Raw genomic sequence first — 24,985 nt, forward strand, 5'->3', positions numbered from 1 at the left:
CCTCCCCGAGGCTCGGGCGAGGAGGGAGGACGGCCGCGCGGCGGCCGGGGCGGCCGGGCGCGGTCAGGCGTCGCGGACCTGGTCCGGGCGGCTGACCACCGGGGGCTCCACCGACCAGGGGAAGTTGATCCACCGGTCGGTGTGCCGCCACACGTACTCGCACTTGACCAGGGACCGCGGCTTCTCGTAGATGACCGCGCTGCGGACCTCGGCGACGTGCTCGGCGCAGAAGTCGTGGACGAGCCTGAGCGTTCTGCCGGTGTCCGCGACGTCGTCGGCGACCAGGACCCTCTTGCTGCTGAGATCGACCGCGTTGGGCACCGGGGGGAGCATGACGGGCATGTCGAGGGTGGTGCCGACCCCGGTGTAGAACTCCACGTTCATCACGTGCAGGTTCTTCACGTCCAGCGCGTATCCCAGACCGCCCGCCACGAAGAGGCCGCCGCGCGCGATGGAGAGGATCATGTCGGGCTCGAACCCGTCGTCGGCGATCGCGTGGGCCAGGTTGCGGATCGCGGTGCCGAAGAGCCCGTAGTCCAGGTTCTCGCGCTCGTCGCTCACGAGGCCCCCTCTTTCCCGGTGGTGTGGTGTGCGCAGCGGCTCGGTACCGCCCCAGGCTAACCACCTCGGCGCCGCTTCGCGCCCGCGCGAAGAAGCGGCGCGGTGGCGTGGACCACTTGTCCACGCCGGCAGGTGTTCTGGGTCACACGTTTGGTCGTTTGGCCAGAATTCTGCGTGAAATCCTCGACGTTTTCTTGAGTTTTGCGCGGTTGTGGCGAACAGATGGCAATGAACAGCACCATGTGTCTGAACACATCTTTCTGACACAGGAGGCTGGCGCCATGGCTGATGACCGGGACCTTCTCCCCTCCGAGCAGCCGATCCGGCTGCTCGACGAGACCGGAAGCCCGGTGGACGGGGCCGCCCTGCCGTTCCCGGACCGGGAGCGGCTGCTCGCCGCGTACACCTCCCTGGTGATCGGCCGCCGCGTCAACGACCAGGCCAGCGCCCTCGTGCGGCAGGGCCGCCTGGCCGTGTACCCCTCCTCGCACGGGCAGGAGGCCTGCCAGACGGGCGCGGCCATGGCCCTGGCGGAGGGCGACTGGCTGTTCCCGACCTACCGCGACACCGCCGCCGTGGTCGCGCGCGGGGTGGACCCGGTGCAGGTGCTCACCCTGCTCAAGGGCGACTGGCACTCGGGCTACGACCCCTACGCGCACCACGTGGCCCCGCAGGCCACGCCGCTGGCCACCCAGCTCCTGCACGCGGTGGGCGTCGCGCACGCCGCCCGCCTGCGCGGTGAGGACACCGTGGTCATGGCGATGTGCGGCGACGGCGCCACCAGCGAGGGCGACTTCCACGAGGCGCTGAACTTCGCGGCGGTGTTCCGGGCCCCGGTGGTCTTCTTCGTGCAGAACAACGAGTACGCCATCTCCGTCCCCCTGGCCCGCCAGACCGCCGCCCCCTCGCTCGCCCACAAGGGCGTCGGCTACGGGGTGAACGCGGAACGGGTGGACGGCAACGACACCCCCGCGGTGCTCGCCGTGCTGGACCGGGCCGTGGCCGCCGCGCGGGCGGGCGAGGGCCCCCAGCTCGTGGAGGCGCACACCTACCGCATGCAGGCGCACACCAACGCCGACGACGCCACCCGGTACCGCACCCAGGAGGAGGTCGACCCCTGGGAGGCCCGCGACCCCCTGCTGCGCATGGAGGCCTACCTCACCAGGAAGCGCGTCCTCACCAAGGCCCGCAAGGCGCGCATCGCCGAGGACGCGGAGGCCGTGGCCGCCGCCATGCGCGAGGGCGTCGCCAGGGACACCGACCCCGAGCCCGCCGAACTGTTCGCGCACGTGTTCGCGACCCCCACGCCTCAGCTGGACGAGCAGGCCGCCTTCCTGGCCGACGAACTGAGCAGAGAGGGCAACTGACATGGCGACCGACCCCACCAAGCTCTCCATGGCCCAGGCCCTCAACCGGGCCCTGCGCGACGCCATGGCCGAGGACCCGGCGGTGTACGTCTTCGGCGAGGACGTCGGCCCCCTCGGCGGCGTCTTCCGCATCACCGACGGCCTCACCGCCGAGTTCGGCGAGGACCGCTGCTTCGACACCCCGCTCGCCGAGTCCGGGATCGTGGGCATGGCCGTCGGCATGGCGATGAACGGCGTGCGCCCCGTGGTGGAGATGCAGTTCGACGCGTTCGCCTACCCGGCCTTCGAGCAGATCGTCAGCCACGTGGCCAAGACGCGCAACCGCACCCGCGGCCGGGTCCGGCTGCCCATGGTCATCCGCGTCCCCTACGCGGGCGGGATCGGCGGCGTCGAGCACCACTGCGACTCCTCCGAGGCCTACTACGCCCACACGCCCGGCCTGACCGTGGTCACCCCGTCCACGCCCGCCGACGCCTACTTCCTGCTGCGCGAGGCGATCGCCTCCGACGACCCGGTCGTGTTCATGGAGCCCAAGAAGCTCTACTGGGGCAAGGCCGAGGTCGACCTGTCCGCGCCCGAGCCGCCCATCGGCCGCGCCGTGGTGCGCCGCCCCGGCACCGACGCCACCCTCATCGCCTACGGCCCCTCGGTGCCCACCGCCCTGGAGGCGGCCGAGGCCGCCGCCCAGGAGGGCCGCAGCCTCCAGGTGGTGGACGTGCGCTCCCTCGTCCCCTTCGACGACGCCACCGTGTGCGAGGCGGTCCGCTCCACCGGGCGCGCCGTCGTGGTCGCCGAGGCCAGCGGGTACGCCAGCGTCGCCTCGGAGATCGTCGCGCGGGTGACCGAGCGCTGCTTCCACTCCCTGGCCGCGCCGGTGCGCCGCGTCACCGGCTTCGACATCCCCTTCCCGCCGCCGAAGCTGGAGCGCTTCCAGCTCCCGGGCGTGGACCGGATCCTGGACGCCGTCGACGACCTTCAGTGGGAGGACCAGTGACGACGCAGACCTTCGACCTCCCCGACCTGGGCGAGGGGCTCACCGAGGCCGAGGTGGTGCGCTGGCTCGTGGCCGTCGGCGACACCGTGGCCGTGGACCAGCCGATCGTGGAGGTGGAGACCGCCAAGTCGATCGTGGAGGTCCCCTCCCCCTTCGCGGGCACCGTCAGCGAGCTGCACGGCGAGGAGGGCCGGGTCATGGAGGTCGGGCGCCCCCTGGTCAGCGTGACCGACGGTTCCGGGGGCGAGGCCGCGTCCGGGTCCGGGGCCGTCGCGAAGGTGTCGGCTGAGGGGGAGCGCTACCGCGAGGAGGAGCGCGCCGGAACGGGTTCGGGCAACGTGCTGATCGGCTACGGGACGCCGGAGGCGGCGGCCTCCGGGCGCCGTCGGCGCCCGCGTGAGCGTCCGCCCGCGCGCCCGGCGCAGCCCGCCGCACCGGCCGCGGCCGCCGCACCGGTCTCCGCAGCGCAGGCCTCCGCCGCACCGGCCGCTCACACGCGTCCGCCGCTGGTCACCTCGCCCCTGGTGAGGCAGATGGCCCGCGAGGCGGGGCTGCGGATCTCCGAGGTCCCCGGAAGCGGTCCGGGCGGGCTCATCACCCGGCGCGACGTACGCGAGGCCATCGAGGCCGCGCGGGTCCCCGCCGCCGCTCCCGCCGCCGCTCCCGCCGCCGGGCCGGAGCCCGTCGCGACCGGTGCCGTGGACGCCCGCACGGGACTGGCCGAGTCCCGGCGCGTGGCCATGAGCGGGTTCCGCCGCAGCGTGGCGGCGTCGCTGTCCCGCAGCCGCAGCGAGATCCCCGAGGCGACCGTCTGGGTGGACGTGGACGCGACCGAGCTGGTGCGCCTGCGCCGGTCCGACCCCTCGGGGCCCGGCCTGATGTCCTACGTGGCGCGGTTCGTGGTCGCGGGCCTGCGCGCCCACCCCGAGCTCAACGGCAGGGTGGACGCCGAACGCGGTGAGCTGGTCCAGTACGACGGGGTCAACCTGGGCCTGGCGGTGCAGACCGACCGGGGCCTGGTCGCCCCGGCCGTGCTGGGCGCGCACCGGCTCACCACGGCCGAACTGGACGGCGAGATCCGGCGGCTCACCGCCGCCGCCCGGGAGGGCCGGGCCTCCCAGGCCGAGATGACCGGCGGCACGTTCACCCTCAACAACTACGGGTCGCTGCGTGTGGACGGCAGCGCCGCCATCATCAACCACCCGCAGGTGGCGATCCTGGGCCTGGGCCGGATCATGGACCGCCCGTGGGTGGTGGACGGCGAGCTGACCGTCCGCAAGATCACGCAGCTGTCGTTCGCCTTCGACCACCGCGTGTGCGACGGAGGGGCCGCCGCGGGCTTCATGCGCGTGGTCGCCGACGCCATGGAGAACCCGGCCGCGGCCATCGCCCGCCTGTAGGCCGGGGCGGAGCGGACGCCCCGGGACCCGGTGTCCCGGGGCGCCCTCCCGCGTGCCGGTCCGGCCGCCGTCGGAGCGGTCGTTCCCGTGCCGCTCCAGCGCCTGTCGGACCGCCGCGTGTCGACTCGTCCACATGGCGACTCGTCTCCATGGCGACTCGTCCACACGTCGTCCCGGGCGGGAGCGGGCGTCGCGGCCCTACCTCCCCGCGATCCGCTCCATCAGGCCCGCCACCAGGGCGACCTGGCGCGGCGTCCCGCCGACCAGGACGTGCTCGTCGCGCGAGTGCGGCCCGGCGCCCACCGCGCCCAGCCCGTCGAGCACCGGGCGGCCCAGCGCGGAGACGAAGTTGGCGTCGCTGGCCCCGCCCACCGACACCTCCTCCAGGGAGGCGCCCAGCTCTCCGGCCACCTCGCGCAGCAGGCCGAACGCCTTCTCCGAGGGCGGGTTGGGGTTCATCGGAGGGCGGTTCCACCCGCCGGTGACCTGGACCGCCACGCGCGGGTCGGCGGCGGAGAGCGCGGCCAGCCCGGCGTCCACGCGGGCCATCTCGGCGGGGTCCTGCACCCGCACGTCCACCCCGCAGCGGGCGTGCCCGGCGACGACGTTGTACCCGGTCCCCCCGGAGACCAGGCCCACGTTCACCGTGGTGCCCAGCTCCGGTGCGGACAGGGCGGTGAGCGCGGGCACGACCTGGGCCAGGGCGTGCACGGCGCTCGCCCCCGCTGCGGGGTCCAGGCCCGCGTGGGACTCCACGCCGCGCACGTCCACGTCGAAGATCCCCATGCCCTTGCGCCGGGTCTTGGGCATGCCCTCCCGGCTGGGTTCGAGGACCAGGGTCAGGTCCACGCCCTCGCTGGCCCGCTCGATGTGCGGGCGCGAGGCGGGGCTGCCGATCTCCTCGTCCCCGGTGAGCAGCATCCGCACGGCGGGCCGGGGCAGGTCCAGTTCGCGCAGGAGCCGCAGAGCCCAGGCGCTCTGCACGATCCCGGCCTTCATGTCGAAGCAGCCGGGGCCGCTGAACCGGTCGCCCTCGACCGTGACGGGCCACTCGGCCAGGGTTCCGGCGGGCCAGACGGTGTCGTAGTGGCTGACGAAGAGCACGGTCCCCGCCCCGGTGCCGGGATAGGACACCTCCAGCACGTCGCCGAAGGAGCCGCCGTCGTAGCGGACCCGGGTCTCGGGCGCGCCCAGCCGCCGGGCCAGCCACCCCTCGATGCCGTCCAGCCCGGCGGACAGCAGGTCCCTGTCGCCGCTGGGGGTCTCCAGCTCCACGAGGGCGCGCAGGTCGTCGATCATGCCGGGCAGGGCGCGCTCGGCCGCGTCCGCCAGCCTCGCGGTCACCGTCTGGCTCATGTGTCACTCTCCTCGTTGCGGTGTGCGGGGGTCCGCCCGGGGCGGCAGGGGCGCGGTCAGCGCACCGGGACACCCGGTCCCAGCGGGATGCCGAGCGTCCACCAGCCCAGGAACAGCAGGGTCCAGCCGATCAGGACGGTGAGGCACAGCGGCAGCGTCAGGGAGATCAGCGTGCCGATGCCCGCGTCCCGGCGGTAGCGCTGGAGGAAGCCCAGCGCCATGACGAAGTACGGGCTCATCGGGCTGATGACGTTGGTGCTGGAGTCGGCGATGCGGTAGACGGCCTGGGTCGTCTCGGGCGGCACGTCCAGGAGCATGAACATGGGCACGAAGACCGGCGCGATGAGGGCCCACTGCGCCGAACCGCTGGTGATGAGCAGGTTCAGCACCGTGGAGAACACGATCATGCCGAGGAAGAGCACCAGGGGGTGCACCCCGGCTGAGTCCAGCAGCGCGGCGCCGCGGATGGCCACGACCTCGCCGATCCCGGTCCAGCGGAAGTAGGCGAGGAACTGCGAGGCCGCGAAGAACAGCACGACCACGGGCGCCAGGTCCCGCACCCCCGCGGTCATCGCCTCGGGGACGTCCCGCGCCGAGGCCACGGTGCCCGTGGCGCGTCCGTACACGACTCCGGCGAGCAGGAACAGGATGCCCAGCACGTAGGCGACCCCGGTGATGACCGGCGAGCCGAGGACCGTCCCGTCCTCCCCGCGCAGGGGCGAGGCCGGGGGCACGAGCGCCGCCGCGAGGACCCCCACGGCCGCCAGCACGGTCAGTCCGGCGTCGCGCAGCCCCCGGCGCTCGGCGTCGGTGAGGGTCATCGAGCCCAGCTCCTGCGCCTCCCGGTCCCCCTCGCCGTCGCCGTCCTCGACCAGGCCCTCGGAGCGCCTGCTCAGCAGGAACTCGGTGACGAGGGTGATCAGGGCGGCGAGCACGACGGCGGAGACGACGCTGAAGAAGTAGTTGTCCAGCGCCGTGACCGTGTGGCCGGGGTCGATGATCGAGGCGGCCTCGGTGCTCAGGGCGGCCAGGAGCGCGTCGGTGGGCGTGATGAGCAGGGACGCGTTGTACCCGGCGGAGACGGACCCGAAGGCCACGACCAGGCCGAGGACGGGGCTGCGGCCCGCGGCCTTGAAGAGCAGGGCGCCCAGCGGGATGAGCACGACGTAGGCGGCGTCGGAGGCGACGCTGCCGGTGATGCCGGTCAGCGCCACGGCGAAGGTCAGCCACCGGGCCGGGACCCTGGTGACGCTGCCGCGCAGCATCGCGTTGAGCAGGCCGCTGCGCTCGGCGACCGAGACCCCGAGCATGACGACGATGATGATCGCCAGCGGCGGGAAGGTCGCGAAGTTGTCGATCGCGTCGCCGACGATGGTCTGCACGCCCTCGGGCGAGAGCAGGCTGCGGACCGCGATGCGCTCGCCGTCCACCGGTGAGACCGCGGAGACGCCCAGCGCGTTGAGCAGGGCGCTGAGCGCGATGACGATCCCGGCCATGATCGTGAACAGCCAGAACGGGTGGGGCAGCTTGTTGCCCACCCGCTCGATCACCTGGAGGGAGCCCAGGAGCAGCCGCATCGGCAGCCTGGGGCGTGTGGAATCGGTCGTGGTCACCCGTGCTCCCCTGACGTCCGGGCGGGCTGGCGCCCCTCCCTCGCTGCGTTGACCAGTACATTGCATGTGTGGTGGATGAATATGTCAACCGGTGGCGATAAAGTGGTGGAATTAGTCATCAGATGCGGCATATTTGGTGACCATGGTCTTTGCGGAGGCGGATGCGGTGCTGGACGAACTCGACATGGACCTGGTCGCCGCCCTCCAGCTGGCGCCCCGGGCGCCGGTCAGCGCCCTGGCCGAGGCCGTGGGGAGTTCGGCGAGCACCGTGGGACGGCGGCTCCAGCGCCTCCAGTCCGAGCGGTCCGTGCGCGTGGTTGGCCAGGTGGACTGGCCGCTGTTCTCCGACGCCCACCCCCACCACGTGTGGATCACCACCGCCCCCGGCCACTCGCGACGGGTGGCCCGCCGCCTGGCGGAGCGGCCCGAGACGCAGTTCACGGCCGTGACCAGCGGCGGGTCCGACGTCTACTGCGTCGTCCACCCCTCCCGCCGCGACCGGGCGGCGGACCTGCTCGCCGACGGGATCCCCTCGGTGGAGGGCGTTGCGGCCACACGGTCCGACCTGGTCCTGCGGGCGGTGAGCCGGGCCGACTCCTGGCGGCTGGACCGGCTCGACCCCGCGCGGTCCCGGGCACTGGACCCCTACACCGACACGGGGGAGAACGGGGCAGCGGAGGAGCCCCGCGGCCCGCTGAGCGCGCAGGAGGCGCTCGTGGTGCGGATGCTGCACCGCGACGCGCGCGCCGGTTCGGGAGAGGTCGCCCGCGCGCTCGGGGTCAGCCAGTCCACTGCCTACCGCCTCGTCCAGTCCGTGCTGGAGCGCCGCATGGTGCGCCCCCGGGTGGAGGTGGAACCCGCCCTGCTGGGCATGGGGGTGGAGGCGGTGCTGGCCCTGGAGGTCAGCCCCCGCGAGATCGGCGGCGTCGCCGACGCGCTGGGGGCGCACCCCTCAGCGCGCTACGTCTCGGTCGTGGCCGGGACCTCGTCCGTCATCCACCACGCGGTGTTCCGCGACGAGTCCGAGCTGGCCGACTTCCTCTCCGCGGACCTGGGGCGCCTCTCGGGCATCACGGGCCTGCGCGTCTCGGTGGTGCTGGACGTGCTGCGCCGCTACTGGACGGCGCGCGAGGGCGCGCGGCTCGGGCCGCCCGGCCCGTCGGCGCTGCTGGACGGGGAGCCGTCCGCCGGGGAGTGAACGGCTGCCTCCGGGGCCGCGCACTCCTCCGGCCGGCTCACGGGCCGTCGGCCAGGAGCCCCGGCACGCACGACGGCGCCCCCGGCCACGCCACCGCCGGGGGCACCGCCTGTCGGTGAGGTCGACATGTCCGTTCGCCTCTGCGCCGTCTGACGACGTGTCCGTTTGACGACATGCCTGTTTGCCGACATGCCTGTTTGCCGACCTGTCCACTTACCGGCGCTCCCGCCCGCGGACGCGTCCGCGGGCGGGAGCGCCGGCGCGCCTACCCCTCCCCGCCCTTGGCGACCAGCGTGAGCACGTCGTAGGTGGCCACGGCCTCGCCGTCCTGGTCGGTGACCAGGGCGTCCCAGCGCACCTCGCCGTAGTCGGCGTTCGTGCGCGGGGTGATCTGCTTGGCGGTCAGCGTCACCCGGATCGTGGCGTCCTCCTTCACCGGGGTGAGGAAGCGCAGGTTGTCCACGCCGAAGTTGGCGAGCACCGGGCCCGGGGCCGGGTCCACGAACAGGCCCGCCGCCAGCGACACCACCAGGTAGCCGTGCGCCACGATCCCGCCGAACAGCGGGTTGGCGGCGGCGGCCTCCTCGTCGGTGTGCGCGTAGAACGTGTCGCCGGTGAACTCGGCGAAGTGGTCGATGTCCGCCCGGGTGACGGTGCGCTCCGCCGACCGGATCGTGTCGCCGATCCGCAGCTGCGACAGGTCCTTGCGGAAGGGGTGCACGTCGCCCACGGTCCGCTCGGAGCCGGTGGTCCAGTGGCCGGTGATCGCGGTGACCATGTCCGGCGGGGCCTGCACGGCGGTGCGCTGCATGTGGTGCTTGACGCCGCGCACGCCGCCCATCTCCTCGCCGCCGCCCGCGCGGCCGGGTCCGCCGTGCACCAGCACGGGCAGCGGGGAGCCGTGGCCGGTGGACTCCTTGGCGTCGTCGCGGTTGAGCACCAGGATGCGCCCGTGCCAGGGCGCCAGCCCCAGGACGACCTCGCGCGCCACGTCCGGGTCGCGGGTGACGAGCGAACCCACCAGGCTGCCGCTGCCCCGGGCGGCCAGCTCCACGGCCTCGGCGACGCCGTCGTAGGTGATCACGGTGCTGACGGGGCCGAACGCCTCCACCTCGTGCGGCTCCCGGGCGCCGGGCTCGGCGCGCAGCAGGATCGGGGACATGAACGCGCCCGACTCGTCGTCGGCCCCGGCGACCTCCACGCTCTCCGGGTCGCCGTAGACGAGCTCGCTGGTGGCGCGCAGGGCCTTGACCGCCTTGCGGACCTCCTCGCGCTGGTCGAGCGAGACCAGGGCGCCCATCCGCGCGTCCGGGTTGTCGGCCGCGCCGACCACCACCCTGGCCAGGCGTTCGGTCAGGGCCCCGGTGACGGCCTCCGCCATCGACGCGGGCACGATGACGCGGCGGATGGCGGTGCACTTCTGCCCGGCCTTGACGGTCATCTCGGTGACGACCTGCTTGACGTACAGGTCGAACTCGGGGTCCTCCTCGGTCACGTCCGGGCCGAGGATCGAGCAGTTGAGGGAGTCGGCCTCGACGTTGAGCTGCACGCCTCCGCTGACCACGTTGGGGTGGTTGCGCAGGATGGCGCCGGTGGCGGCGGACCCCGTGAAGCCCACGATGTCCTGCGGGCCCAGGGCGTCGAGCAGGCCCCGGTGGCTGCCGACGAGGAGCTGGAGGGAGCCCTCGGGCAGCAGGCCCGACTCGACCATGCGCCGCACGACCGCGACGGTGAGGTAGGCGGTCTGCCCGGCGGGCTTGACGATGCTGGGCATCCCCGCGAGGAAGGCGGGGGCGAACTTCTCCAGCATGCCCCACACCGGGAAGTTGAAGGCGTTGATCTGCACGGCCACGCCCGGGCGGGACGTGTACACGTGCTGGCCCACGAACGTGCCCTGCCTGCCGAGCGGCTCCAGGGGCCCGTCCAGGATGACGGTGGAGTTGGGCAGCTCGCGGCGGCCCTTGCTGGAGAAGCTGAAGAGCGTGCCGAAACCGCCGTCCACGTCCACGGCGGTGTCCCGGGCGGTCGCGCCGGTCCGGTGGGAGAGGGCGTAGAACTCCTCCTTGTACTCCGTCAGGTGCTTGGCGACCTCCTTGAGGATGTTCGCGCGCTGGTGGAAGGTGAGCGCGCGCAGCGCGGGTCCGCCGACGGTCCGCGCGTGGTCGACCATCCCCGCGACGTCGGGGCCGCCGGACGAGATCCGGGCGACGGTCTCCCCGGTGTTCGCGTCGGCCAGGGGCGCGCCCTCGTCCGCGGGGGTGAACCATGCTCCCCGCGCGTAGCTCTGGAGTGTTTCGGGCACCGGACGGTCCTCTCCTCGGGCTGTGCTCTCTGGCGAACAGTATTACAGACCGATCGGTCAGTAAATAGTCCCAGAGAAGCCGCGCCACTTCCCACCTGCTCTTCTTCCCGTTTTCCACAGGTCCGGGCGGGGGTCGGCCCGGATCCCCGGCCCGCCCGTGGGAGAACCCGCGCGCCCGCGCGCGGAAAATCGGTGCCGACGCCGTAACACGGGAGCCCCGCCGGACAGAAGGGGGTGAGAACGCACGGAGGGAAGCCGATGAGCAGTGAGGACACGGACACGGAGGAACCCGCGAAGAGCGAGTTCACCCGGTTCTTCGAGCGCCACCACGGCGACGTGTACCGCTACGCCGTGCGCCGCCTGGGCGCGGACCGCGCGGACGACGTCGCCGCCGAGACCTTCGGCGTCGCCTGGCGCAGGTACGACCACCTGCCCAAGGACCAGCCCCTGCCCTGGCTCTACGGGGTGGCGCGCAACGTCATCCGGGCCCGGCTGCGCGGCGAGCGCCGCCGCGGCGAGGTGCTCAGCGCCGAGGCCGACGCCGGTGTCCCCGGCACGGCCGACACCGTCCGCCAGGTGGAGGAGCGCGACACCGCGCTGCGCGCCCTGGGCAGGCTCAGCGCCACCGACCGCGAACTGGTGATGCTCCTGGCCTGGGAGGGCCTGGAACTGGCCGAGGCGGCCCGGGTCCTGGGCTGCACCACCGCCACCGCCCGCGTGCGCCTGCACCGGGCCCGCCGCCGGATCGAGCGCTTCCTGGACTCCTCGCCCCCGGCCGACCGGGACCAGTCCCCACCGCGCCCGGCGACGCCGGGCCCCGCGCACGTCCGAGTTCCCGTGGAGGAGAAGTGAACCGTAACCCCGCCAGCCGCGGCTCGCGCGGCGACACCGACGCCGTGCGGAGGATGCTCGCCGCGCACGACCCCGCGGCCTCCGTCCGCCCCGACCCCGTCGCCCGCGACCTCGCCCGGATCGAGGCGGTCGCCTCGGGCGACCGCCGCCGGGTCCGCGGCCTGCCCCCCCGGCGCCTCGCCCCGCGGCTGGCGCTGGGCGCCGCCGCCGCGCTCACCGCCGTGGCCGTGCTCGGCTCCCTGGGCTGGAACGCCGCCCAGCCCGCGTACGCCGGTCCGCCCCCCACCCCGCTGGAGGTCCCCCTGGCCGCCGACCTGTCCGCGGGCCGCGAGCACCTCCTCGCCCTGGCGGAGTCCGCCGGGGAGCAGCCCCCGCCGCCCGCCGGGGGCGACGTCGCCTACGTGCGCACCGCGGAGTGGACCCTCACCTACTCCCAGAACGCCGACACCGGCGAGGCGGGCTGGGGGGTCCTCCCGACGAGCGAGCAGGTCTGGCGCACCCCGCACGAGTCCGGACGCAGCGTCTCCGTCCCGAGCCTCCCCGAGCACGGGGGCGGCGACCCCGGCCCGGTCAGGTGGCTCTTCGAGAGCGGACCCGAGGAGTTCGAGTGGGGCGGCGGCGAGGGCGGGAACGGCATGTTCTTCACCTTGGAGCCCGGCGGCCTCTCCACCGACCCGGACCGGCTCGCGGAGCAGCTCCTGGCGGTCGGCGGCCGGGACTCAGGGGCCACACAGGACCCCTCCCCCGCGGTCGGGATCGTGTACGCCCTCCAGCTGCTGTACGAGGAGGCCCCGGTCGGCCCCGACGTGCAGGCCGCCGCGCTGCGCGCGCTCGCCGGGCAGGAGGACGTGCTGTACGCGGGCACGGCCCGGGACCGAGAGGGGCGCGAGGGCGAGCTGTTCCTGGTCGAGGAGGACGCGGGGGACGGCACCGTCCTGGAGCGCCGGATCATGTTCGACGCCGACACGGGCGCGCCGCTCTACCACGAGACGGTCGCCGTGGAGTCGCCCGGGGAGGACGGGCTGCCGAGGGTGAACAACTACACCGTGCTGGTGGAGTCCGCCTGGGTGGCGGAGGTCGGCGACACCCCCTGACCTCCGGGGCGCTTCCTGACACCGGGGCCGGTACCGGAGGCACACCGCCCGGTGGCGGCACGGAACCAGCCGCAAACCGGGGCGGAGCGCGCCGAAACCACACGTCGATTTGTCGACATTCGTACCCGCAAGGCGACGAGTCCGCAGGTGGACGTGTCGACACGCGGCCGGGCGCCCCGCCCGGCCGCGTGGTCGCCCCCTTACCTGGTCAGCGCCAGGACCTCGGCGCCGGGCAGGTCCGCGAGCAGCTTGCCGGGCACCAGCAGCTTGGAGCGGCGCACCCCGCTGCCCACCACGACCTCGGCCTCGGCGGCGACCGCCTCGTCCACCAGGACCGGCCACCCCTGCGGCAGGCCGAGCGGCGTGATGCCGCCGTACTCCATCCCGGTCAGCCCGGTGGCCTCGTCCATCGGCGCGAACGAGATCTTGCGGGCGCCGAGGCGGCGGCGGACGACCCCGTTGACGTCGGCGCGCTGGGTGGCCAGCACCATGCACGCCGCGTAGGACACCTCGCCGCCGCGCCTGGCCGCGACCACCACGCAGTTCGCGCTGGTCGCCAGGGGCATCCCGTACCGTTCGCAGAACTGCGCCGTGTCCGCGAGCTCCGGGTCGATCGGCGCCACCCGCGCGTCCTCACGGCCGCGCACCGCGGCCAGGACCGGGTCGGCCAGCAGCTCCGGGTGCTCGTCCGCACGTACCCAGTTCAGTCCATCGGACATGGCACACCTCGATGTCGTCGTGAAGGTCGTTCGGAGGGGGCCTCCGACGAGGGGACACCGCCAGGCTAACCGCCGTCTCAGCGGCGCCCGGCGATCCGCAGCGCCAGTTCGGCCAGGTCCCCGGCCCGGTAGCCGGGCCACCCGTGCACCGCCTCCAGGTACTCCCCCGGGATCGCGCCCGCGCCCCACCGGGCGCCGAGCAGCGCCCCGGCGATCGCGGCCACGGTGTCGGTGTCGTCGCCCGCGCGCACGGCGGCCCGCAGCGCCGGGGCGAACCCGTCCGGCTCGCGCACCACGGAAGACCACGCCGCCTGGAGGGCGGTGACCACGAACCCGTTGGGACTGAAGGCCCGTGGCGGGCGCTCCTCGGCCTCGTCCAGCCACGCCGTCCACGCTCCGCGCCGTCCGGGCGGCAGCAGTTCCAGACCCGCGCGCACGCCCGCCAGGCCGCCGTGCGCGACCGCGTGCCGGATCCCCTCGCACCACAGCACACAGGCCTCGGAGGCCAGCGGGTCGCCGTGGGTGAGGCGGCTGTAGCGGTCGGCCGCCGCGGCCAGGCCCTCCGGGTCGTCCGGGTAGGCCAGGGCCAGCGGCCCCGTGCGCATGAGCGACCCGTTGCCCGCGCTCGGCACCCCCTCGGCGAAGCGCTCCGCCGCCGCCCGCTCCATCACCTCGGCCACCTCCGGACTCCGGTAGGCGTGCCCGGCGCGTCCCATCACCCACGCCGTCTGGTTGCCGATGTCGGTGGCGCCCTCGTTCCTCCAGCGCAGGAAGGCGTCCGCGGTGTGCCGCAGCGCCTCCGCCGACAGCGGGTCGTCGTGCTCGCGCAGGGCCTCGGCGATGCACACGGCCATCTGGGTGTCGTCGGAGTACTCGCCCGGGGCGTAGGGGCCCAGGCCGCCGCCGACCATCTCCGGGATCCGGTCCTCCGGGAGCGGCGGACCGAACTCGTAGGGAACGCCCAGGGCGTCGCCGCACGCGGCGCCGAGCAGGACGCCCGCCGCGCGGTCCTCGCGGGTTCCGGGGGAGGGGAGGTTCACAGGGGCCTCACAACGTTTCGGTACCAGGGGTGCTGCGAGTCGACCCTACTGTTCGGCGCATGTCCGCATACGACCCGGGAACGTGGGATTCGGAAGGGTGTGGGGGAATAGAATCCGGGTCATGGAGACCCCCACTCCCGATCCCCTCTTCGGCATCACGCTGCACGAGCGCTACATCCTCGGAAAGCGGCTGCGCAGCGGCGCCTCGGGAACCGTCCACGTCGCACACGACCTCGGCGGCGACCAGACCGTCACGGTCACCGTGCTGCACCCCTGGCTGGTGGGCGACCACGGCGCCGTGCACGCGTTCCTGGACCGCGCCCAGACCCTGGAGGGCCTGTCCCACCCGGGGATCGCCCGGGTCCTCGGCCACGGCCGCGACGGCGAGCACGTGTACGCGGTCGGCGAGTACCTGTCAGGACACACCCTCGCGGAGGCGCTGGGCGAGGGCGGCGGCGGGCTGCGCTACCCGGTGCAGGCGGCGCTGGCCATCGCGGCCGGGACGCTCACCGCGCTCGACGCCGCCCACGGCGCGGGCGTCGTGCACGGCGCGCTCGACCCCCACACGGTCGTGGTGGACGGTGAGGGAGGAGTGCGGGTCACCGGTTTCCCCCTGCTCTTCGACGCCGAGGAGGACGCAGGTCCCGAGACCCGTACCGACGTGCACGCCGTCGGGCGGCTCCTGTACACGCTGTTGACCGGCGTGCCCGCGGACCCGGAGGCCCGTCCGCTGCGGCCCTCGGCCGTCGTCCCCGGCCTGCCGTCCGACCTGGACATGCTGGTCGCCAACGCCACCGACCCCAATCCGCGCTACCGCCCGCGCGACGCGGGCCAGTACCTCACCGTGGTCGAACAGGTGCTGCGGTCGCTGTCCGGGGCCCCGGTGAACCCCGCCGACGTCGACACCCGGCCCATCCCCGTGGTCACCGACGCACCGCCGGAGCGCGGGGAGGAGCACGCCGCGCCGGTCCCGCTGTGGCGGCGCGTCCCCGTGCTGGTCACCGCGGGCGTGCTGGTCCTGGTCCTGTTCGCGGCCGGGTGGGCGCTGGTCCCGGACGACCGCGTCGCGCTGCCCGACCTCGTGGGCGCCTCCAGCGAGCAGGCCGAGGAGCGGCTGGCCGGGCTGGAGATGGACCTGGCCGTGCGCTTCGAGGAGGCCTACAGCGACACCGTCGGCGCCGGGGCGGTCGCCGACAGCACGCCCGCGCCCGGCAGCGACGTGGCGCGGGGGGCCGAGGTCCTGCTGCACGTCTCCACCGGGCCGCGGCACTCCGAGGTCCCCGACGTGGTCGGCGGCACCGAGAACGAGGCGCGCGAGACCCTGCGCCAGGCCGGGTTCACCGGTATCGAGATCGTCCAGGAGCACTCCCCCGACCAGCCCCCGGGCACCGTCCTGTCCACCGAGCCCGCGGCGGGCGAGGAGGGCGACCGCGAGGAGCCGGTCGTGCTCAGCGTGAGCGAGGGCGTCATCGTCCCCGCGCTGATCGGCATGGGCCAGGAGGAGGCCGCGACCGCCCTGGCCGGACTCGGCCTGGTCGTGCAGGTCACCGAGGAGCACCACGACACCGCGCCCGTCGGCGAGGTCAGCGGGCAGACTCCCGAACCCGGCACGATCCTGCCGGAGGAGGCCGCGGTCTCCCTCACCGTCTCCCTCGGCCCCGAACCGGAGGAGGAAGAGGAGGAGTCCGAGGAGGAGGCCTCCCCCTCCGACGAGGACGACCCCCGCGCGGACGAGGGGGAGCAGGACGGCCGGGGCGACCAGGGCGGCCGGGGCGGCCGGGGCGATGACGACGACGACCGCGGGCGCGGGGACGGCGGCGGCTCCTGCGACGCCCCGCAGTGGAACGAGGGCACCGTGTACGACACCGGCGACCGTGTCCAGCACGATGGCCGCGAGTACGAGGCGCGCTGGTGGATCCAGGGCTACCCGCCGAGCGGCGACCAGTGGGGCGTGTGGGAGGACAAGGGCTCCTGCTGAGGAGCGCCGCCGTTCCGTGCCGGTGCCTTCCCGGACCCGGCGGTCGTCACCGGACCGCCCGGCGCGACGCGTGCCGGGTGCGGGGCCCGGGGGTCAGGCCGACGCGCCCGCGGTGAAGTGCGCGGCGCGCTCGCGCGCCCACGCCCGGAAGCTCAGCGCGGGTCGGCCGGTGACCGCCTCGACGTCCCCCGAGACCGGCTCGGGGGTGTCGACGAGGGAGGCCCAGTAGGCGAGCCCGGCGGTGGCGAATTCGGCGCCCATGCTCTCGGCGATCTCCGCGCGGGCCTCCTCCTCGGGCTGCTCCTCCCAGCGCACCGGCAGCCCTGTCTCCTCCCCGAGGATCCGCACCTGTTCCGCCTGGGTCAGCGACTCGGGTCCGGTCACCGTGTAGGCCCTGCCCGCGTGCCCCCCGTCCAGCAGGGCCCGCACCGCGACCGCCGCGACGTCGCGCTCGTGGACCAGCGAGCGCGAGGCCAGGCCGTAGGGGGCGCGGACCGTGCCGGCGCGGACCCGTTCGGCCCAGTCCAGGGTGTTGGCGGCCATCCCCGTGACGCGCAGGAAGGTCCACTCCCGCCCGGAGGCGCGCACGGCACTCTCCACCCGCCCCCACACGCTGTCGGCGTCCTCCCCGGCCGCGACCGCCGAGAAGTAGACGACCCGGCGCATGTGCCCGGTCAGGGCCGCCACCGTCTCCTCGATCCCCTCCGTGCCGTACCCCGGCCAGAGCAGGTACGCCCCCGCGGTGCCCTCGGCGGCGGCGGACACGGCCCCGGGGTCGGTGATGTCGCCCCCGACGACCTCGACCCCCTCGGGCAGCCGCGCCCTCCCCGGGTCCCGCACGAGCGCCCGCACGGGAACCCCCTCCGCGAGCAGCCCCGCCACCACGTGGCGGCCGGTGTTGCCGGTGGCGCCGGTGACCAGGATCTTCTCGGCCATGGTTCTTCTCCCGTTCGCTACGACGGCCCGGACCCCGGTCCGGGCGGGCGCCGGTGCGACGCCCGGAGACCACTCTTGTTCCTCAATAAATATTGAGGTCAAGGGGAGGGGCGTGCGGTCGGACGGTCGGCCTGTGGAACGTCTTCGTCACCACGTCGCTCGCCGAGCCCTCACCGGGTCACTGGGAGCACACGCCCGGAGCCTGCTAGGCCCCGTTCCCGCCGCGCGCCAGGCGCCCGAAGTGGCTCACCGCCGCGCCCAGCGCGAAGTGCGCGGCCTGGTGCTCGGTCATCGGGACCACCCCGGCCGGGACGGTCACCCGGAAGGGGAACTCCTCGTCCGGCCGGATGCGGAAGTCGTCAATCACTCCCTGGGACAGGAGCATGGTCAGTGCCTCGCGGACCTGCCCACTGCGGTTGTCTGACGCCCAGATCGACATGTCCACAACCCTAGCCCCGCGGCGGTCCCCCCTCGGGTGGAACGGCGAACACTCCCCCGGGCCGACAACGGATACGGGCGGGCCGCGACCGCGACCCGCCCGTGCTCCGGAGGACGGACACGACCCCCGTGGTGTCCGTCCCCACCGCCCGCCGCTGCCGTCCGTCGTCCCCCGACGGCGGACGCGGCGGACGGAGTCCGTCGCGCCTCAGCCGCCCTCGGGCAGCTGGGCCTGTCCCGCGAGAACGTTCGCGGTCAGGCGGCGCAGTGCCAGCCTGGTGGCCTCGAACTCCTCCTCGGGGAGGTCGATGACCCTCCCGATCGCCTCCGGGATCCCCTCGGCGCGCGCCCTGAGCCGCCCGCCCTCCTCGGTGAGGGCGACGAGGACGGAGCGCTCGTCCCGCGGATCACGCCCCCGGACCAGCAGTCCCCGGGCCTCCAGCCGCTTGAGCAGCGGCGTGAGGGTTCCGTAGTCCAGCTGGAGCACGGAGCCGAAGTCCTTCACCCAGCACTCGCCGCGCTCCCAGAGGAGCATCATCACCAGGTACTGGGGATAGGTCAGCCCCAACGGCTCCAGCAGGGGCCGGTACAGGTTGGTGACCGCACGCGACGCCGCGTAGAGGGCGAAGCACATCTGCTCGTCTACTGCGGGAAGGGAGAAGCCGCCCGCGGGGGCGGGGGTTCGGTCGGCCATCGCCACCATCGTAGTTACCCGGCGCCCGATTTCCAAAGCCCGCAATTACCTTGCGTACAAAGAAAAATGGTACCGAGTCCCCCACGTGTGGCGCACGGGGTCGTCGCAGGTCGAAAGGGGCGCCGGTGCCGCGCGCCGGGGACCCCGCCGTCGCCCGCCCGGTGCGCACGGGCCCGGCCGGAGAGGGGGACACGGGAGCCGGCCCGCCCGGTTCACATGTCGATGACCATCTGCTCACCGGTCGGCTCCGCGCTCCCCGCGTCCGCCTCCAACGACACGCGCAACTCGTCCGGCCTCCCCATGTCGTTGGCCATCCCCGCGTGCCTGCCCTCCGCCGACGGCTCCAGCCCGCCCGCGGGACGCACACCGCTCCCGTCCGCCCACCACATCCGGTAGGTCATCCCGGGCGGAGCCGACGGCAGCCCCTCCACCACCAGCACCGCCGCGTCCCTCTCGTAGGAGGCGAAGACCGTGGCCCGCGCGTCCCCGAGCGGAGCCTCCAGTATGTTCGTGTCGGAGGCCGCGAGAAGCGCCTCCAACTCCGCGGCGTGCCGGGTCTGGGAGTCCAACCGCTGACTCACGGACACCAGGGACCCCGCCAGCACCACCGCGACCAGAGCGCACGCCGCCGCCAGAGCCCACGGGAGCCAGCGGGACCGACCAAGGGGCGACACGGCCCGTGCGCCTGCGGGCCGCTCCGCCGGGGGCGGCAGCTGACGGGTCCGCAGGGCGTCCGCGCGGATCGCCTCCCACACCCCCGGACGCGGCTCCCGCGTCTCGGCACCGGCCAGGTGCACCGCGGTCTCCCGGAAGTCCGCCAGGTCGCGGCGGCAGTCCTGGCATCCGGCCAAGTGCCGCTCGGCGGCCTCGGCCTCCTCGCGCTCCAGGGCGTCGACGGCGTACCCCGCCGTCAGCCCGTGCACGTCCGCCTCGTTCACACGCCCACCCCCAGGCAGTCGCGCAGCCGGATCAGGCCGTCACGCAGCCTTCCCTTCACCGTGGTCAACGGAACCTCCAACAGGTCGGCGGCCTGCCGCTGCGTGTATCCCGTGTAGTACGTGAGCCGAACCGCCTCGCGCTGGGCCTCGGTGAGCCCGCGCAGGCACCTGCGCACCCTCTCCCGCTCCAGACGGTGCTCGACCTGGTCGGGCACCGCGTCCGGGGACGTCGCCCCGGACTCCAGGCGCCCGGCCGCGGTGAGCCGGGACGACGCCGCCTGCTCCGAGCGCACCCGGTCCACGGCCCGCCGGTGCGCGATGGTCAGGACCCACGCGGCCACGCTCCCCCGCGACCGGTCGTAGCGGGAGCAGGTCCGCCAGACCTCCAGGAACACCTCCTGACAGACCTCCTCCGCCTGGGCCTCGTCCAGCACCACCCGCCGGGCGATCCCGAACACGCGTCCCGACAGTTCCCGGTAGACCCCCTCGAACGCCGCGAGATCACCCGTCGCGGTCCGCTGGAGGAGGCGTGCCAGGGGATCGCCCTCCGCGCCGTCGGGGAGATCGGGCTCCCCCCGTCCCCACTCGGCCGTGCGCTCCATCGGCCACCACCTCTTTCCCGCAGTCCCCCCGCATTCGGCGCCGGAGAAGGCCCGGAGACCCCAGCCTGGCGGACGTTATGAACCCGTTACGCGCCCTTCCGTCGCCTCCCCCGGAGCGGCACCGAACCGGGGGCATGTCCGACACCACCCGCAGCACCCGCCGGGGCCCGGCCGCCCTCGCCGGACTCGTGGCCGCGGCGTCCGCGCTGGCCGTGGCCGAGGTCGTCGCGGCGGCTCTGTCCCTCCCCGGCAGCACACCCCTGCTGGCCGTCGGGGACGCCGTCGTCGACCTGGCCCCGCCGCCCGTGAAGCAGTTCGCCGTGGACACGTTCGGAACCGCGGACAAACCCGCCCTCCTGCTGGGGACCGCCGTGCTCCTGGCCGCGGCGGCCGCCCTCCTCGGAGCGGCCTGCGGACGGCGCAGGGCCGTCGGCCCGATCGGCGTCGCCGCCTTCACGGCCGTCGGACTGGCCGCCGTGCTCACCCGTCCCGCGAGCGGTCCGCTCGACGCGCTGCCCACCCTGGCGGGCGGCGCCGTCTGCGTCGCCGTCCTGCTCTGGCTGGTCGGCACCGCCACACACAAGGGCGGAGCCGCGCACCCGGCCGCCGGGCCCACGGACGGCACCGGATTCGATCGGCGCCGGTTCGCCCTGCTCGCCGGGGCCGCGGCCGCCGCCTCCGCGGGCGCGGGGGCCGGTGCCCGCCTCCTGACCGCGTCCTCCCCCACCGCGGGGCTCACTCCCGCGGACGTGGTGCTTCCGCGTCCCGCGGACCGGGCCGCCCCGCTCCCCGACGGCGCTGACCTGGAGCTGGACGGACTCTCGCCCTTCTTCACGCCCAACGCCGACTTCTACCGGATCGACACCGCGCTGTCGGTACCGCGTGTCGACGCCGCCGTGTGGTCCCTGCGCGTCCACGGCCTCGGGGTGCGACGGGAACGGGTGTTCACCTACACCGACCTGCTGGACCACCCCGGGCTCAGGGAGCGCGACATCACCCTCGCCTGTGTGTCCAACCCGGTCGGCGGACCCTACGTCGGCAACGCGCGCTGGATCGGCGTGCCGCTGGCCGCCCTCCTCGCCGAACTCGGCGTCCGCTCCCCCGCGGACGGCGGCCCGGCCGACCAGCTCGTGGCGCGCTCACAGGACGGGATGACCATCGGCACGCCCGTCGCCGACGTCATGGACGGCAGGGAGGCCCTGCTCGCCGTAGGCATGAACGGCCGCCCGCTCCCCTACGAGCACGGGTTCCCCGTCCGCATGGTCGTCCCCGGCCTGTACGGATACGTGTCCGCCTGCAAGTGGATCACCGACATCGAGCTGACCACCTTCGACGCCTTCGACGCCTACTGGGTGCCCCGCGGCTGGTCCGAGCGCGGTCCGGTCAAGACCCAGTCCCGCATCGACACACCCCGGGACGGCGCCGGTCTCAGGCCCGGTCGCGTCATGGTCGCCGGGGTGGCGTGGGCCCAGCACACCGGTATCGACCGGGTCGAGGTGCGTGTCGGCGACGGCCCTTGGACCCCCGCCCGGCTCGCGGAGGAGGACAGCGCCGACACGTGGCGGCAGTGGGTCCTCGATTGGGAAGCCGGACCCGGCGAGTACCGCATCTCGGTTCGCGCCACCGACCGCGACGGCGTCACCCAGACCAGCGCCGGGGCTCCGGTGGCTCCCGACGGGGCGACCGGACACCACACAGTCACCGTGACCGTGGCCTGAACCCGGCCGTCGCAGCAGACCCCGGGCCGCACCGGCCCGGTCCACCCACCACGAAGGAGAAGGACGACATGCGCACGATCACCAGGGGACGGATCGACCGGCTTCTCGCGTCCGGGGCGCTGAGCCTCGTCGCGGCCTTCGGCCTCGCGGCGTGCGACGACGGCGCCGCCGAGGAAGGCGACACCGTGGAGAGCCAGGAGATGTCGGAGGAGCCCATGGAGGACGGGGCGTCCGAGGAGCCGATGGAGGAGGAGATGTCCGACGAGTCCATGGAGGAGGGGATGTCGGAGGAGCCCGTGGAGGAGATGTCCGAGGAGTCCATGCAAGAGGACATGGAGATGGAGGACGACGGGATGTAGGCCGCCCTCCGCTCCAGCGGCGGTCGGGTCGGGCGACGACCAGTCGGCTTTTTCCGGCCGCCCGCCCTCCTCGGGCACCGGGTGCCCGAGGAGGGGACGCCGCGCGCACGCGCGCGGCGTCCCGGGCAGCTGCCACGGTCGGTGGGAGCTGGGCAGTGTTCTTTGGACCTCCGCTTCGCTTCGTCCCACCCGTCGCCCGCAGCCACCCTCAAACGACGCCTACGGCGCGGCCCTCCTTGTGTTCGGGCACCCGGAGAAAGGGCGCCCCCGGCGCCTACGGCGGGTTCGCCCGTTCCTCGCGAACCCGCCTCCGGAACCCCGCGGGCGCCCGAACCGACCCCCCCACGAGCTGAGGCCGGTGCGAAAAGCGGAACCTAGCCGGTCACGGTGATGGGCGAGGACGGGGCGTTGGCGTTGGTCACCTGGTAGACCGCCTCGAAGGGGGCCTGCGTCGCGCTGGTCGGGCAGCCGAACCCGCCCGTCACCTCGACCGGGGCCGCGGTGTCGAAGGCCAGGGTCGAGGCGGGGGAACCGTTGGTCCACGTGCCGCCGATGGCGGCGGGTGCGTCAGGGCTGACCGTCGCGGTGCACGAGGCCAGGCCGCTCGTGGTCACCACGATGCCCCCGGCGGGGACCACCATGGTGCCGACGGTCGGCGACCCGTGCTGCATGGTCATCTCCCACACGGGGTCGGCCACGGTGACCGTCGCGGACACGAAGGGGACGTTGGTCGAGCAGTCCGTGAAGTCCGGCGCGTTGATGGTCGAGGAGACCGCGCCGCCGGGGTTGTGGTTGCCGGGAGCCGCGGGAACCAGGTTGTTCCCGTTGCCCGGAGAGGTGGACGACGCGTCGCAGGTCACCACGACGCTGCCGGCGGTGAAGGTGGCGCTGCCGCTCAGAGCGGCCTCGAAGGCCGCCCCGGCGGGCGTCACCGTGGTCGGACCCTGCTGGGCGGAGGCGCTACCGCCCCAGGCCAGGGCCAGGACACCCGCCGCGGCCGTCGCCAGGAGGGCGCGGGCGGGGGATATCGGTCGCGGAACCGACATGGGTACTCCTTGTGTGTGACGGCCGGACGGCACACGGATGCGCCGCACGGCGGGGTCGGGGGGTTGTACGCGCCGAATCGGTAGACGTGGTTTTCCTGTGGCCTCCGGGAACACACGGGCCGTGACGCTCTCCGCGCGTGTCCCCGGTGGTACGGGGCCGGTTCAGTCCCCGGCTCGGGTGTCCGGAGGGGCCTCCACACCCTCCTCCTCCCGGCGCCTCCGCCGTCGTCCCCTCCGCCGGGGCGGCCGGGCGACCGGCCGCCAGGAGAAGGCCAGCCCGCCTCCGGCCAGCGCCAGCAGGGTGCCGACCACCAAACCGCCCAGGTTGGACAGGATGAGCGCGCCCAGACCGAGGAACCCGGCCAGCGAACCGGTGATGACGTGCTGGTTCGGGGTGAACCAGGTGACCAGGCCCAGGACGGCGAGCATGCCGCCGAACATCAGCGAGGAGACCCCGCCGACACCGGTCTGGATCATCAGCTCCACCGGCATCGCGACGAGCGAGGCCATGACGGCGCCGGAGAGGATCATCAGGAGCCCTCCCGCGAAGGGGCGGCGCTTGCGCCATCCGCGCCAGCGCGCACCCGCGCTCCGCGAGGGCTTCAGAAGCACTCGTCGTCCCCCATGCTGATGCCCAGGCTCAGGCCGGAGAGGCGGAAGGTCCCGGCGCTGGCGGCCCTGGCCGTCTGCTCCAGGTCCTCGATCACGATGGTGTCGGACTGCATGCCGAACAGGTCGTCGAACCCCCGCGACCCCTGCGGGCCCTGGTCGAGGGTGCCCGCGTCGCGGCCGATCTCGATGTCCTCGAAGGAGGCGTTGCCGTCCATCTGCGACATGTCGATCACCAGGTTCTCCGCGACGACCGGGGTTCCCTGGTCGCCGGCGGTCAGCCGGAGCGAGATCTGCCCGACGATGGGGAACTCGGTCAGGACCGACTGGCACAGCCCCTGGATCTCGGCCTCGCGGATCCCGGCGACGGCCACCGGCACGGCCTCCCCGCGGACCGTCTGGTCCAGCCAGCCGTACTGGACGAAGCCCTCGCCGTCCAGCTCCTCCGCGGAGATCTTGAAGTCCTGACCGGAGACGGTGAAGGAGGCGGCGAGGGCGCCCTGGGCCATGGCGACCAGGATGCCGCCCACGGCCGCGCCCGCCGGGATCGAGAAGAGCGCGAAGCGCTTCCAGCTGGTGTGGCTCTCGGGGGTGTCGGGGGATGTGGTGTCCATGCATGTCCTTCCGTGGGCGCATGGCCGCGCTGCGCCTGCCGTCCCCCCGAACCTTCGGCACGCGGCCTGGTCGCGGTCGTCCCCGTCTCTCGGGGCGCCGGACCAGAGTCCGTTCCGGTAACGCTGCACATCATGTATTGCATCCGAGGGGATTTCAAGGGCCTTCTCCGAAGTTTCCCTCCTTTTCTGATTTTCACGCCAAACGCGGGCATGGAGCCGTTAACAGCCGATCTGAGCTGCGCAAACGCGCGAATGCGCTTGTCGGGGGCGAGGTGCGGCATTTGGCTGTGGGCGCTCTTTGTCATTCCGGTGAGCGTTCTTCCGTACCGGCCTTCTCAACCGGGTGAGTCGTCGGTGCCCACCCCAGCCGCTCGCGCCCGGGTGCGCGCGTGAGGCGGTGTGTGAGCGGCGACACGTGGGCTGCGGTTTGCTCGGTGTTCACGAGGGGGGTAGTGTTCTCCGAGTCGCCACGGGACGGCGAGCGGCCCTCGGGCCGACTCGGAACCGGACCGGGTCCGGCGACACCCTCCTTCCTCTCAACCGAACCGGTTCGAGCA

Annotated in this window: 23 protein-coding genes; 9 read left to right on the top strand and 14 right to left on the bottom strand. The window is 73.9% G+C overall.

Going from position 1 to position 24,985, the window contains the following annotated elements; all coding sequences use genetic code 11:
* Positions 1 to 63 precede the first annotated feature (63 nt).
* A complete protein-coding gene (locus EV372_RS10915) occupies positions 64 to 561 on the bottom strand; it encodes a phosphoribosyltransferase (RefSeq protein WP_130395917.1) in 498 nt (165 codons plus the stop codon).
* Positions 562 to 842: 281 nt separating this feature from the next.
* Between EV372_RS10915 and pdhA the strand changes: the two genes are divergently transcribed.
* Genes pdhA through EV372_RS10930 form a run of 3 tightly spaced genes read left to right on the top strand, consistent with a single transcriptional unit; the run spans position 843 to position 4,322 of the window.
* Entirely contained in the window at positions 843 to 1,928 is a 1,086-nt protein-coding gene (pdhA, locus tag EV372_RS10920) for a pyruvate dehydrogenase (acetyl-transferring) E1 component subunit alpha (RefSeq protein WP_130395918.1), read from the top strand.
* Between the two features lies 1 nt (position 1,929).
* Positions 1,930 to 2,922, top strand: a complete 993-nt coding sequence (locus EV372_RS10925) for an alpha-ketoacid dehydrogenase subunit beta (RefSeq protein WP_130395919.1) — start codon at positions 1,930 to 1,932, stop codon at positions 2,920 to 2,922.
* Entirely contained in the window at positions 2,919 to 4,322 is a 1,404-nt protein-coding gene (locus tag EV372_RS10930; protein ID WP_130395920.1) for a dihydrolipoamide acetyltransferase family protein, read from the top strand. Before EV372_RS10925 ends, EV372_RS10930 begins: the two co-directional genes overlap by 4 nt.
* 198 nt (positions 4,323 to 4,520) lie before the next feature.
* Here EV372_RS10930 and EV372_RS10935 read toward each other — a convergent pair whose 3' ends face one another.
* Positions 4,521 to 5,678, bottom strand: a complete 1,158-nt coding sequence (locus EV372_RS10935; RefSeq protein WP_130395921.1) for a M20 family metallopeptidase — start codon at positions 5,676 to 5,678, stop codon at positions 4,521 to 4,523.
* A 56-nt stretch (positions 5,679 to 5,734) separates the two neighbouring features.
* Positions 5,735 to 7,255, bottom strand: coding sequence for an AbgT family transporter (locus EV372_RS10940; RefSeq protein WP_130398866.1), 1,521 nt, complete (start codon positions 7,253 to 7,255; stop codon positions 5,735 to 5,737).
* A gap of 178 nt (positions 7,256 to 7,433) precedes the next feature.
* Here EV372_RS10940 and EV372_RS10945 point away from each other — a divergent pair, with 178 nt between their 5' ends.
* Complete coding sequence (locus EV372_RS10945) at positions 7,434 to 8,489, top strand: Lrp/AsnC family transcriptional regulator (protein WP_253795789.1); 1,056 nt, start codon at positions 7,434 to 7,436, stop codon at positions 8,487 to 8,489.
* 265 nt (positions 8,490 to 8,754) lie between these two features.
* On the opposite strand, the gene paaZ is transcribed toward EV372_RS10945, so the two are convergent.
* The gene (gene paaZ, locus EV372_RS10950; protein ID WP_130395922.1) at positions 8,755 to 10,791 is read right to left on the bottom strand and encodes a phenylacetic acid degradation bifunctional protein PaaZ; all 2,037 of its coding nucleotides are present in this window, start codon (positions 10,789 to 10,791) and stop codon (positions 8,755 to 8,757) included.
* Between the two features lie 258 nt (positions 10,792 to 11,049).
* Between paaZ and EV372_RS10955 the strand changes: the two genes are divergently transcribed.
* Together EV372_RS10955 and EV372_RS10960 are read left to right on the top strand one after the other, a co-directional pair.
* Positions 11,050 to 11,643: an RNA polymerase sigma factor gene (locus EV372_RS10955; RefSeq protein ID WP_130395923.1), complete on the top strand. Its 594-nt coding sequence runs from the start codon at positions 11,050 to 11,052 to the stop codon at positions 11,641 to 11,643.
* A complete protein-coding gene (locus tag EV372_RS10960) occupies positions 11,640 to 12,737 on the top strand; it encodes a CU044_5270 family protein (protein WP_130395924.1) in 1,098 nt (365 codons plus the stop codon). The genes EV372_RS10955 and EV372_RS10960 overlap by 4 nt, the downstream gene beginning before the upstream one ends.
* Before the next feature lie 200 nt (positions 12,738 to 12,937).
* Here EV372_RS10960 and EV372_RS10965 read toward each other — a convergent pair whose 3' ends face one another.
* On the bottom strand, positions 12,938 to 13,456 hold the full coding sequence (locus tag EV372_RS10965) for a YbaK/EbsC family protein (protein WP_019609561.1): 519 nt from the start codon (positions 13,454 to 13,456) through the stop codon (positions 12,938 to 12,940).
* A gap of 77 nt (positions 13,457 to 13,533) precedes the next feature.
* On the bottom strand, positions 13,534 to 14,496 hold the full coding sequence (locus EV372_RS10970; protein ID WP_130395925.1) for an ADP-ribosylglycohydrolase family protein: 963 nt from the start codon (positions 14,494 to 14,496) through the stop codon (positions 13,534 to 13,536).
* Positions 14,497 to 14,617: 121 nt separating this feature from the next.
* On the opposite strand from EV372_RS10970, the gene EV372_RS10975 reads away from it, so the two are divergent.
* Positions 14,618 to 16,474, top strand: a complete 1,857-nt coding sequence (locus EV372_RS10975; RefSeq protein WP_130395926.1) for a PASTA domain-containing protein — start codon at positions 14,618 to 14,620, stop codon at positions 16,472 to 16,474.
* Positions 16,475 to 16,567: 93 nt separating this feature from the next.
* Here the strand turns inward: EV372_RS10975 and EV372_RS10980 are convergent, their stop codons facing one another.
* The 5 genes from EV372_RS10980 to sigK all read right to left on the bottom strand — a co-directional run bounded on the left by EV372_RS10980 (position 16,568) and on the right by sigK (position 20,082).
* On the bottom strand, positions 16,568 to 17,410 hold the full coding sequence (locus EV372_RS10980; protein WP_130395927.1) for an NAD(P)H-binding protein: 843 nt from the start codon (positions 17,408 to 17,410) through the stop codon (positions 16,568 to 16,570).
* A gap of 205 nt (positions 17,411 to 17,615) precedes the next feature.
* On the bottom strand, positions 17,616 to 17,849 hold the full coding sequence (locus tag EV372_RS10985; protein ID WP_130395928.1) for a hypothetical protein: 234 nt from the start codon (positions 17,847 to 17,849) through the stop codon (positions 17,616 to 17,618).
* Positions 17,850 to 18,056: 207 nt separating this feature from the next.
* The gene (locus EV372_RS10990; protein WP_013151109.1) at positions 18,057 to 18,551 is read right to left on the bottom strand and encodes a MarR family winged helix-turn-helix transcriptional regulator; all 495 of its coding nucleotides are present in this window, start codon (positions 18,549 to 18,551) and stop codon (positions 18,057 to 18,059) included.
* Positions 18,552 to 18,754: 203 nt separating this feature from the next.
* Positions 18,755 to 19,480, bottom strand: coding sequence for an anti-sigma factor (locus EV372_RS10995; RefSeq protein ID WP_130395929.1), 726 nt, complete (start codon positions 19,478 to 19,480; stop codon positions 18,755 to 18,757).
* Positions 19,477 to 20,082, bottom strand: a complete 606-nt coding sequence (gene sigK, locus EV372_RS11000) for an ECF RNA polymerase sigma factor SigK (protein ID WP_130395930.1) — start codon at positions 20,080 to 20,082, stop codon at positions 19,477 to 19,479. The genes EV372_RS10995 and sigK overlap by 4 nt, the downstream gene beginning before the upstream one ends.
* A 134-nt stretch (positions 20,083 to 20,216) precedes the next feature.
* Between sigK and EV372_RS11005 the strand changes: the two genes are divergently transcribed.
* Together EV372_RS11005 and EV372_RS11010 are read left to right on the top strand one after the other, a co-directional pair.
* Positions 20,217 to 21,800, top strand: coding sequence for a molybdopterin-dependent oxidoreductase (locus EV372_RS11005; protein ID WP_130395931.1), 1,584 nt, complete (start codon positions 20,217 to 20,219; stop codon positions 21,798 to 21,800).
* Between the two features lie 68 nt (positions 21,801 to 21,868).
* Positions 21,869 to 22,159 carry a hypothetical protein gene (locus EV372_RS11010; RefSeq protein ID WP_130395932.1) on the top strand — a complete coding sequence of 97 codons (291 nt, stop codon included), beginning with the start codon at positions 21,869 to 21,871 and terminating at the stop codon, positions 22,157 to 22,159.
* A 374-nt stretch (positions 22,160 to 22,533) separates the two neighbouring features.
* Here EV372_RS11010 and EV372_RS11015 read toward each other — a convergent pair whose 3' ends face one another.
* From EV372_RS11015 to EV372_RS11025, 3 genes are all read right to left on the bottom strand, one after another.
* A complete protein-coding gene (locus EV372_RS11015) occupies positions 22,534 to 23,205 on the bottom strand; it encodes a hypothetical protein (protein WP_130395933.1) in 672 nt (223 codons plus the stop codon).
* A 162-nt stretch (positions 23,206 to 23,367) separates the two neighbouring features.
* Entirely contained in the window at positions 23,368 to 23,817 is a 450-nt protein-coding gene (locus EV372_RS11020) for a DUF6114 domain-containing protein (RefSeq protein WP_255418244.1), read from the bottom strand.
* Positions 23,808 to 24,428 (bottom strand): DUF6230 family protein, encoded by a 621-nt coding sequence (locus tag EV372_RS11025; protein ID WP_130395934.1) that lies wholly within the window; start codon positions 24,426 to 24,428, stop codon positions 23,808 to 23,810. Before EV372_RS11025 ends, EV372_RS11020 begins: the two co-directional genes overlap by 10 nt.
* Positions 24,429 to 24,985: the final 557 nt, after the last annotated feature.

The sequence above is a fragment of the Nocardiopsis sp. CNZ308 genome, from assembly GCF_004217075.1.

Excerpts from the sequence above, each read along its gene's own strand:
- EV372_RS11015 (WP_130395933.1), bottom strand. The coding sequence starts at position 23,205 with ATGTCGGTTCCGCGACCGATATCCCCCGCCCGCGCCCTCCTGGCGACG.
- sigK (WP_130395930.1), bottom strand. The coding sequence starts at position 20,082 with ATGGAGCGCACGGCCGAGTGGGGACGGGGGGAGCCCGATCTCCCCGAC.
- EV372_RS10990 (WP_013151109.1), bottom strand. The coding sequence starts at position 18,551 with ATGGTGGCGATGGCCGACCGAACCCCCGCCCCCGCGGGCGGCTTCTCC.
- EV372_RS10925 (WP_130395919.1), top strand. The coding sequence starts at position 1,930 with ATGGCGACCGACCCCACCAAGCTCTCCATGGCCCAGGCCCTCAACCGG.
- EV372_RS10965 (WP_019609561.1), bottom strand. The coding sequence starts at position 13,456 with ATGTCCGATGGACTGAACTGGGTACGTGCGGACGAGCACCCGGAGCTG.
- EV372_RS11025 (WP_130395934.1), bottom strand. The coding sequence starts at position 24,428 with ATGGACACCACATCCCCCGACACCCCCGAGAGCCACACCAGCTGGAAG.
- EV372_RS11005 (WP_130395931.1), top strand. The coding sequence starts at position 20,217 with ATGTCCGACACCACCCGCAGCACCCGCCGGGGCCCGGCCGCCCTCGCC.
- EV372_RS10945 (WP_253795789.1), top strand. The coding sequence starts at position 7,434 with ATGGTCTTTGCGGAGGCGGATGCGGTGCTGGACGAACTCGACATGGAC.
- EV372_RS10940 (WP_130398866.1), bottom strand. The coding sequence starts at position 7,255 with ATGCGGCTGCTCCTGGGCTCCCTCCAGGTGATCGAGCGGGTGGGCAAC.
- EV372_RS10985 (WP_130395928.1), bottom strand. The coding sequence starts at position 17,849 with ATGTCGATCTGGGCGTCAGACAACCGCAGTGGGCAGGTCCGCGAGGCA.
- EV372_RS11010 (WP_130395932.1), top strand. The coding sequence starts at position 21,869 with ATGCGCACGATCACCAGGGGACGGATCGACCGGCTTCTCGCGTCCGGG.
- EV372_RS10955 (WP_130395923.1), top strand. The coding sequence starts at position 11,050 with ATGAGCAGTGAGGACACGGACACGGAGGAACCCGCGAAGAGCGAGTTC.
- EV372_RS10980 (WP_130395927.1), bottom strand. The coding sequence starts at position 17,410 with ATGGCCGAGAAGATCCTGGTCACCGGCGCCACCGGCAACACCGGCCGC.
- EV372_RS10935 (WP_130395921.1), bottom strand. The coding sequence starts at position 5,678 with ATGAGCCAGACGGTGACCGCGAGGCTGGCGGACGCGGCCGAGCGCGCC.
- pdhA (WP_130395918.1), top strand. The coding sequence starts at position 843 with ATGGCTGATGACCGGGACCTTCTCCCCTCCGAGCAGCCGATCCGGCTG.
- EV372_RS10975 (WP_130395926.1), top strand. The coding sequence starts at position 14,618 with ATGGAGACCCCCACTCCCGATCCCCTCTTCGGCATCACGCTGCACGAG.